General features: G+C 55.9%; 5 protein-coding genes. 4 read left to right on the top strand and 1 reads right to left on the bottom strand.

What is annotated here, in order from left to right:
- The first annotated feature begins 106 nt into the window (after window positions 1-106).
- The 4 genes from EDD77_RS02055 to EDD77_RS02040 all read left to right on the top strand — a co-directional run bounded on the left by EDD77_RS02055 (window position 107) and on the right by EDD77_RS02040 (window position 4,920).
- Window positions 107-1,387, top strand: coding sequence for an ABC transporter substrate-binding protein (locus tag EDD77_RS02055; protein WP_058966372.1), 1,281 nt, complete (start codon window positions 107-109; stop codon window positions 1,385-1,387).
- A 105-nt stretch (window positions 1,388-1,492) separates the two neighbouring features.
- Window positions 1,493-2,365 carry a carbohydrate ABC transporter permease gene (locus tag EDD77_RS02050; protein WP_058966370.1) on the top strand — a complete coding sequence of 291 codons (873 nt, stop codon included), beginning with the start codon at window positions 1,493-1,495 and terminating at the stop codon, window positions 2,363-2,365.
- A 4-nt stretch (window positions 2,366-2,369) separates the two neighbouring features.
- Window positions 2,370-3,188 carry a carbohydrate ABC transporter permease gene (locus tag EDD77_RS02045; protein ID WP_242868474.1) on the top strand — a complete coding sequence of 273 codons (819 nt, stop codon included), beginning with the start codon at window positions 2,370-2,372 and terminating at the stop codon, window positions 3,186-3,188.
- Between the two features lie 22 nt (window positions 3,189-3,210).
- Window positions 3,211-4,920, top strand: a complete 1,710-nt coding sequence (locus tag EDD77_RS02040; RefSeq protein WP_058966368.1) for a DUF4091 domain-containing protein — start codon at window positions 3,211-3,213, stop codon at window positions 4,918-4,920.
- 80 nt (window positions 4,921-5,000) lie between these two features.
- Here the strand turns inward: EDD77_RS02040 and EDD77_RS02035 are convergent, their stop codons facing one another.
- Entirely contained in the window at window positions 5,001-6,098 is a 1,098-nt protein-coding gene (locus EDD77_RS02035) for a hypothetical protein (RefSeq protein ID WP_058966366.1), read from the bottom strand.
- Window positions 6,099-6,113 lie beyond the last annotated feature (15 nt).

The raw sequence follows: 6,113 nt of genomic DNA, 5'->3' as shown, positions 1-6,113 counted from the left end.
TGGTAGGAGATTTACACCAATCCACAGCATCCCTTACAGTGTAGCACACAGCCCTTGGAGAGGGGCTCTAATAACTACTACTCTATAATACAAGGAAGATGTGAAAATGAAAAAGCTGCTTAGTATTCTGTTGAGCATTGCGATGGTAACCCTTCTGCTGACAGGCTGCGGCAAGACGGAAACAACGGCCGGCTCCGGTACCGGCGGCAGTACGCCGACTGGAGAAAAAACAGACATGTTGCTTTGGTTGCCGCCCTATGCAACAGGCGGTGAAGCATTGGATCAGGAATGGTGGACAGAGACTCTGGCTCCCTGGGCCGAGGAAAACAATGTGAATCTTACCATCGAGATCACCCCCTGGGGCAATTATGAGGAAAAATATCTGACGGCGTTCTCTTCCGGTCAGGGCCCCGACGTGGGATACATGTATCTGGAAATGTACAACGACTTCATCGACATGGGCGCACTGGAGCCACTGGATGCATACTTCACAGAAGAAGAGATTTCCAATTATTTGTATTATGATCTGGGCAATGTGAAGGGCGCACAGTACACCCTTCCGTTCATCGTGGGCAATGCCCGCATCCTTTACTTCAATATGGATATCCTCAACGAGGCGGGCGTTACCGAGCTGCCCACCGCCTGGCAGGATCTGGTGGATGTGTGCACTCAGGTGAAGGAAGCCAATCTGGAGGGCGTTATCCCCTTTGCACAGGAATGGGCTGATCCGGCCATCGGTGCCCTGAATAACCTGTTCTATCCTTACCTGTGGCAGGCAGGCGGCGATATCTTCAACGAGAACGGAGAAGTTGCGCTGACAGAGAATGATGCAGCGGTGAAAGCGGCTCAGTTCCTGTATGATCTGCGCTACACCTACGAAATTCTGCCGGATGAATCCATGTCCATGACCGGCAATGACATTCGCGACCAGTTTGCCGCCGGTAACGTAGCAGTTGCCAGCATGTCTGCAAACGTGGCTTCGATCTTTGATGAAGCCGGCATCAACTGGGACTTCGTGCCCAGTCTGGAGGACGAAACCAAGGCCACCTGGATCGCGGCGGACTCCCTGATCATGAACGCAGCCAGTGAGAATAAGGAGCTGGCGGCTTCTTTGATGAAGCACATTACCAGCCCGGCCATCATGGAAAAATTCCATTCCGAACTGTCTGCTTTCCCGCCCATCAGCAAAGGAGAGAAATATCTGGACAACGAGCGCTTCAAGGATCTGTATGCGGACGATACCTATCTGCACACCCTGCCCGTTGCGCCCAACTCCTTTAAGGTGATGGATTCCCTGTATAAGAATCTCCAGCTGATGATGCTGGGCGATCTCACTCCGGAACAGGCCATCCAGCAAACTGTGGATTATGCATCCAGCATGAGCTGATGCGCATGGAAAGGGGAAGGCAATCCGGTCCGGCCCGCGCCGAACCGGGGGCCTTCCCCCTTTAAGTAGTGTGGCAGTTGCAGCAACAGAAAGGAGCGGTCTGTCGTGATTAACCGTCGAAAGGAGGCCATACAGGGAATCCTGTATGTTCTACCGAGCTTTGTGCTCATTCTCACATTTGCTGTGATTCCGATTCTGATGAGCGGATTTTTCAGCTTCACCCAATACAATGTGATGCAGCCACCGCAGTGGATTGGGCTTGACAATTATATCCGGATGACCAAAGACCCTTACGTTAAGGCATCTCTCGTTAATACTGTGATCTTCACCATTGGCACCGTTCCGGTACAGACCTTCCTTTCGCTGGTCATCGCGGCAGTGCTGGCCGAAATGTTCCGGGGCCACTTTGGCGGGTTCGTAAAAAGTGCGCTGTTTGTACCGGTGATTGCGTCGGCAATTCTGGTGGGAACGCTGTGGTCGTTCCTGCTGAATCCCCGCGGCATCGTGAACTTAATTCTGCAGGCACTCAATCTTCCGGCTGTGAACTGGCTGGGCGGAAAGGCAACAGCCATGTTCAGCGTGTGCCTTGTGAGTGTGTGGAAAAATGTGGGCTATTTTCTGGTGATTTATTACGCGGGCATCATGGATATTCCGCGCAGTCAGTATGAAGCAGCCAAGGTGGACGGCGCGAGCCCCATCCAGTGCTTTTTCCGCATCACGCTTCCAAGTTTGAAGAGCGTTACCTATCTGGTGGTTACGCTGGGCACTATCTGGTCGTTCCAGGTGTTTGATCTGGTTTACAATATGACCGGCGGCGGCCCCGGCACCGCCACCCAGACACTGGTGCTCACCATTTACAACGCGGCATTTAAAGAGTATAGTATGGGCTATGCCAGCGCGGTTGCTATGCTGATGTTCCTGTTTGTTCTGCTGATTAATGCAATCCAGAAGATCTTCTTCCGGGAAAAGGAGGTGTGAGGCAGTGACTGCGATAAAGCGCAATCTGGTTCGGGGGCTCATCGCTCTTGTGCTGGTATTTCTGGCACTGCTGGCCTTTACGCCGTTTTTGTATATGTGTATCATCTCGCTAACCCAGAAAAGCACGCTGGATCTCAATTTTGCCGGTGTGGATTTCAATTTCAACAACTATGTGAGGGTGTTTAAAAATCTGAACATTGCCCGCAACTTTCTCAACAGTGTAATTGTTACCTGCGGTGCATGTATTCTGAACTGTGTGATCTGCTCCATGGCTGCCTATGGCTTTTCCAAAAAGCGCTGGCCCGGGCGGGACAAGGTGTTTGCACTTTACCTTGCAACGCTGATGGTTCCCGGTCAGGTCACACTGATCCCGGTATTTCTGATCATCAAGCAGTTGGGCCTGATGAATACCCATCTGGCCCTGATGCTGCCGATTCTGAATGCGTTCGGCGTTTTTCTGATGCGGCAGTTCATGATGAACGTTCCGGATGATCTGCTGGAGGCGGCCCGCATCGACGGCTGCAGCGAAAACCGGCTGTTTTTGCGAATTGTGATTCCTCTGATCAAGCCGGTCATCATATCCCTTACGGTGTTCACCTTCATCACAAGCTGGAACGATTTCCTGTGGCCTCTTGTAACCTGCACCAATCAGAACATGCAGACGCTGACGCTGGCCATCTCGGCGCTGAAGGGGAATTATTCCACCAACTACGGTCTGGTAATGGCGGGATCTGTTCTGGCCTTCCTGCCGCCCTTTATTCTGTATATCTTCCTGCAAAAGCAGTTTGTGGAAGGAATCGCCCTTTCCGGTGTAAAAGGATAATGATAAAGGAGTGTGTATCTCTGTGAATCAATATGAATTCTTCCTTGCGTCCTCACTTGAAAAAGTGTTCCCGCAGCAGCGGCCGGCCCCGCTGGAGCAGGATGTGTGCACCTGGGCGGGCACCCGCGCTGCCGTCCAGCTGGTCTACCGGGGAGCATCCTGCGGCCAGACCAGTCTGCTGCAAACCTTCCGTATAACCGTCAGTGGTGCGCCGGTGCAGCCGGAAATCAGTGAAGTGCGCCTGCTTCCTTCGGATTTTCCCTGCTGGGAAGATTCGGATGGTGACGAGAACTATCTGATCAGAGTCCCGGGGCTGTTCCCGGATCTTTTGATGCCGATGGAATCGGACCGCTTCCGCCCGATTCCCCGCCAGTACCGCAGCCTGTGGCTGAGCTTCCCCATACCGGAGGATGTCCGGCCCGGAACGTTTGATGTGGAGATCCGGCTGGAGCCGGATCGGGAAATCGCGATGGCAAACGGGCAGGTCTGGCATGCAGGGCCGGAGGCACAGCCGTGCACCCTCACATTCCGGATGCGGGTGGGCAAAGCAAAACTTGCGCCGCAGATGCTGATTCATACCGAATGGTTCCATGGCGACTGCCTGGCGGAATACTATCAGGTTCCGCCCCTGAGCGAGGAGCACTGGCGCATCATGGAAAAATTCATCCATGCAGCGGCACAGCGCCACGGCATCAATATGCTTCTGACGCCGGTGTTCACTCCGCCGCTGGATACTGCGGTGGGAAGCGAGCGCCCCACCGTGCAGCTGGTGAAAATTACGGTGCAGGGTGAGAAATATACCTTTGATTTTTCTTTGCTGGAACGCTGGGCGAAGCTGTGCCGGGAAGCAGGTGTTGAATATCTGGAAATCGCTCATCTGTTCACCCAGTGGGGCGCCCGGGCCACGCCCAAGATTATGGCCACGGTGGATGGAGCGGAAAAACGGATTTTCGGCTGGGATGTTCCTGCCGACAGCCCGGCATACCGCAGCTTTTTGGAGCAGTTCATCCCCGCACTGCGCACCGAGCTGGAGCGCTTGGGATACGACCGGCAGCATGTGTATTTCCATATCTCGGACGAGCCCACCGAAGCCCATCTGGAAAATTATCGCACGGCAAAGCAGCAGGTGCAGGATCTGCTGGAAGGCTGCCCGGTGATCGATGCCCTCAGCAGCTTTGATTTTTACCGGCAGGGGCTGGTGGAACATCCGGTTCCGGCCAACGACCACATTCAGCCGTTCCTGGATGCGGGGGTTCCCGATCTGTGGGTGTATTACTGCTGCGCCCAGGGCCTGCATGTGCCGAACCGCTTCTACGCCATGCCCAGCGCCCGTAACCGGATTATGGGTGTGCTCATGTATCGGTACAACATCTGCGGTTTCCTGCACTGGGGGTATAACTTCTATTTCAACCAGTACTCCCGGGAAAAGGTGGACCCCTATTCGGTGACGCACTGTGACTATGCCTTCCCCTCGGGCGATCCGTATCTGGTCTATCCGGGCAAGGATGGCGAGCCGCTGTCGTCCATCCGGGCCGAGGTACAGAGCGAGGCCCTTGTGGATCTGCGCGCATTCCAGACGCTGGAGAAACATCTGGGCCGGGAAGCGGTGCTGCAGATGATCGACCGGAATGCGGGAATGGAGAAGATGACCTTCAAAAAATACCCCACTGATGCAAGCTATCTATTGGAGCTGCGGCGTGAAGTGTTTGAGGCACTGGAAAAATCTGAGTAAAAAGTAAGCCGGAACATTTGTTGTGTGTTCTGGGAAAAGCCCCGGTCAATGCCACACAGGCGAAACGACCGGGGCTTTTGTTATGCCTGTTTGCGCCGGCGCAGCTGGCGGCTGCCCCGTTCCAGCCGAAACAGTACTAGGCAGCAGAAGGCGAACAGGACCAGTGCCGCATCCGGTGCGGTGTGGGTACGGCAGATGACCCGGGGTGCCAGTGTGCTGATGGCTTCGGCTGCACCGGGGAGCCAGCGAACAAACAACCGGAAAAACAGCAGGGAAAAGCCCAGATGAAGCGGGCGGGCCGCGGCCAGCGGCCAGATGGGCAGCTCCCGGCACAGCAGCGCCCGCACCTGCAAAAAGACCGAAAGGCTCTGCACGCTCAGCGCAGCGCAGCAGGCCATGGCGGCACAGCCGGGCAGGGCTGCCCCTGCCGCACAGCCACTGGTTACCTCCAGCCCGGCACACAGGGCAAAAAAGCCCGGGGCACCCAGCGAAAGCGCCTGTGCAGCGGTTTCGCAAAGAAACCGGAAAAACACCACAAAGCCGCACACGGTGAGCATGGAATGAACCGCATTTTGAATCGAGCCCACAAGCCCGGCGGGCTGGTTGGTTTCCCCAGTGCTGTGAAGAACGGACGCAGCCGGTTCGCGTTTTTCAGGCAAAACGGCAAACAGAAACCGGAATATCAGTGCGGTGCACACATTGGCCGTCAGCATCGCTCCCAGCAGGCAGACGCCCAGCGGCGCGCTGCCCAGCATCAGAAGGCCCACCGTGTTCACCACGAAGGCCGGGCCGGAGCCCACCCCGCATACCAGAAGCAGCATGGCCTGCCTGCGGCAAAGCCCGCCCTGCTGGTACAGCCGGGAAATGGCCGATGCAGCCACCGCAAACCCGCCCAGCCAGCACAGCAGCAGAACGGTGGAAGCCCGCCGCTGCCGGATGCCCAGACCCAGCCGGGTCACTGGATAAAACGCCAGCCCCAGCCATTCCGCCAGAGGACTTTCCAGAATCAGCCCGGTGACCACAAAAAAGGGGAACAGGGCCGGAATTACCTGAAAGGCACAGCTTTCCAGCCCGGCCAGCACACCCTTCGTGCTGGCGCTGGGCTGGAGGATAAGCAGAAGCAGAATCCCCAGCGCCGCTGCACCCGGGCAAAGCTCCCTGTTGCCATATTTCTTCATAACACGTTCCTCCTT

Origin of the sequence: Allofournierella massiliensis, from assembly GCF_004345265.1 — a bacterium.
Taxonomy (GTDB): domain Bacteria; phylum Bacillota; class Clostridia; order Oscillospirales; family Ruminococcaceae; genus Allofournierella; species Allofournierella massiliensis.
This window is presented reverse-complemented; position numbering and strand designations above follow the sequence as displayed.